The organism is Dyella sp. 01N36, assembly GCF_056399745.1.
In genome coordinates this window covers 1-2443 of record NZ_JBFTRY010000318.1, presented here as the reverse complement: position 1 = coordinate 2443, position 2443 = coordinate 1, and the positions used below count along the sequence as shown (strand labels likewise).

At 61.9% G+C, this 2443-nt stretch carries 4 protein-coding genes; all 4 read right to left on the bottom strand.

What is annotated here, in order from left to right:
- Nucleotides 1-416, bottom strand: a 416-nt coding sequence (gene kdpC / locus AC1DMG_RS21625) for a potassium-transporting ATPase subunit KdpC (protein ID WP_477181098.1), incomplete at its 3' end; no start/stop codon positions are given.
- A 10-nt stretch (nt 417-426) separates the two neighbouring features.
- Nucleotides 427-1917, bottom strand: a complete 1491-nt coding sequence (locus AC1DMG_RS21620) for an outer membrane beta-barrel protein (protein WP_441604379.1) — start codon at nt 1915-1917, stop codon at nt 427-429.
- Between the two features lie 84 nt (nt 1918-2001).
- A complete protein-coding gene (locus AC1DMG_RS21615; protein WP_441604380.1) occupies nt 2002-2202 on the bottom strand; it encodes a hypothetical protein in 201 nt (66 codons plus the stop codon).
- A 46-nt stretch (nt 2203-2248) separates the two neighbouring features.
- Nucleotides 2249-2443, bottom strand: a 195-nt coding sequence (locus AC1DMG_RS21610; RefSeq protein WP_477181097.1) for a hypothetical protein, incomplete at its 5' end; no start/stop codon positions are given.

The following is a 2443-nucleotide window of genomic DNA, read 5'->3' as shown; positions in this document are numbered from 1 at the left end:
GCCGCCGCCGCCGGCGAAATCTCCGGATCCAGACCGCTACCCGATGCCGTCACCAGATCCACCGGCACCGCTGCAGTGTTCGAAGGATCCGCGGCACGCAGCGCTTCAATGCGCTGCTTCACGGCATCCGTCAACGCCGGATTCGTCGGCCCGAGGTTCGAGCCCGACGACGACAGCCCATTATTGGGTTGCGGCGAAGTCGCCGAAGGACGACCCCAGAAATACTTGGGGTCGTCGAACGACTGGCCGATCAGCGTGGAGCCGATCGGCTTGCCTTCCCTGTCGATCAGGCTGCCGTTCGCCTGCGACGGGAACAGCACCTGGGCGACACCGGTGACCACCAGCGGGTAGGCCACGCCGGTGATCACGGTCATCAGGAGCAGCATCACGATGGCGCTGCGAATCAGCTTAGCCATGGGTTTCACCTTAGTAGTGGAGGATCGCGTCAACCAGCGCGATCGCCTGGTAGTTCTTCTTGCCGGCGTTGTACGCATTCACGTCGTAGGAGTGCTCGTAACGGATCTCCGGACGGATCTCCAGGTCCGAGGACACCCAGTGCGTCAGGCCCAGCGTGTGGCTGCTGTACTTGGTGGCGTAGCCGGTGCGCTGGCCCTTCTGGTCGTTGTAGAACTCGTTGCGGAACGAAATCATGTTGCTCGAGTTCAACTCGAAGTTGAGGTAGTTCACCACGCCGTACTCGCCCGCCTTGCCCGGATACGGCGACGACGCCACCACGCCCGGCTCGCCATCCGGCCCGAAGCCCGGAACGTTGCGGCCGTACATGTAGTAAGCCTCGGTCTGCATGTGCACGCTCTGGCTGAAGCGGTGGCCCCAGGTCATCACGTACATCTGCACGTTGTTGTAGTTGTAGTCCGAGGTGTTCCAGTTGTTCACGCAGGGGTAGAGCATGTCATTGTTGTCTTTCGACACCCAGCGCACGCAAGCCTGAAGCGACGGGCGCGCCGAATGATTCCAAGGTGCAACGTCGTTGCTGGCATTGACGCCAAGCTGCACCGTCCACTGGCTATTGAGCTTGGTGGTGGTCATCACGCCGGTCTGGGTATAGGGGTCGACCGTGTACAGGATCGAATGGGTAACCAGATAGTTCTGCGGCGAGAACTGGGCTTCGATATCCGGCAGCGACAACCAGCGGCCCACGCGAACCACCATGCCCTCTGCCACCGAAGGAATGTACAGGTCGTAGTAGAACAGCATCGGATCGATGCCATAGACCTTGCCCGGCAGCGGACCATTCGAATTGGGATGGTTCAGCAACTGATTGCTGAACACGCCCTTGGTGATCGTGTAGTGATAGTCGTAGCCGTACAGGGTGGAGATGTTGAAACCCCAATCCAGGTGATCGGTCTGCACGGTGTCTTCGACGCGGGTGATGTTGAACACCAGCTGGTCGAATTCCACGCGATTGGGGCGCGTTGCGTAGGACAGCGGATAGTTCGTGAAGCTGGACGAGCTTGCATTGGCCGACGGGTTGATCCAGCCGTTGATCTCGATGCGGTTGCGCTTCATCCAATTACCGACCTTGGTGCACGAGAGCGCTTTCTGCAGCGGGTACTGGCCGTAAGCCACCGGCACGCCGATCGGGGCGGGCACGCCACCGAGCTGCCACTCGCTGTTGGGAAACGGCGGTGAATCGAGCGGTGCGTCCATCGCGCGGCGCGGTGCGGCGGGCGCATTGGGATCGGCCGGCTGCGCATCGGCGCGATAGGCCGCGCCGAGACGGGAGAAGAAACCCTGCGAGCAGTCGTCGCCGGAAGCCGCCGGCGCACCGGCCGAGCCGTCATCGAGACCTGCCGCCGGCGTCACGTCGGTGCCGGCGACCGGCGCCACCGCAGCAGCAGCTTCGCCCGCGGGGGCGAGAGCCATCAACAGTGCAAACGAAAGAAGCTTCTTGGACATCATGGGTGTTCCTGAAACCGGCTCGGGGCGAGCCGTCCTTTTCTGTGGGTAGAGAGGGGTGGGCCGCTGTGCCGCGGCCTCACGTCAAATGCCGGCGTAACCGCCGAGCACGTATTCGTCCTGTTCGCTGTTCGGCGCCTGGGTGTCGCGCGTTTGAACGCGCGGGCGACCCTGCACCGGCAATGCGATCACCACGTCGCAGGCGGAGTCGTCTGATGAGAGACGAAGCTCCATGTCTGGGTGGGTGTCGTCGGGCAGCGAAACAGAAAGCTTGAGTACTTGCATGGCAAAGACTCCGTAGATTCCAGTAGTGCGTCAGTAATGAGGGGGCTTAGGCAAGACCGCAGAGCACGAGCAACATGTCGATCACTTTGATGCCAAGGAACGGCACGACGATGCCGCCAAGGCCGTAGACCAGCAGGTTGCGACGCAGCAGCGCACCGGCGCCCAACGCACGGTATTTCACGCCCTTCAGCGCCAACGGAATGAGAAAGATGATGATCAGCGCGTTGAAGATCACCGCCGA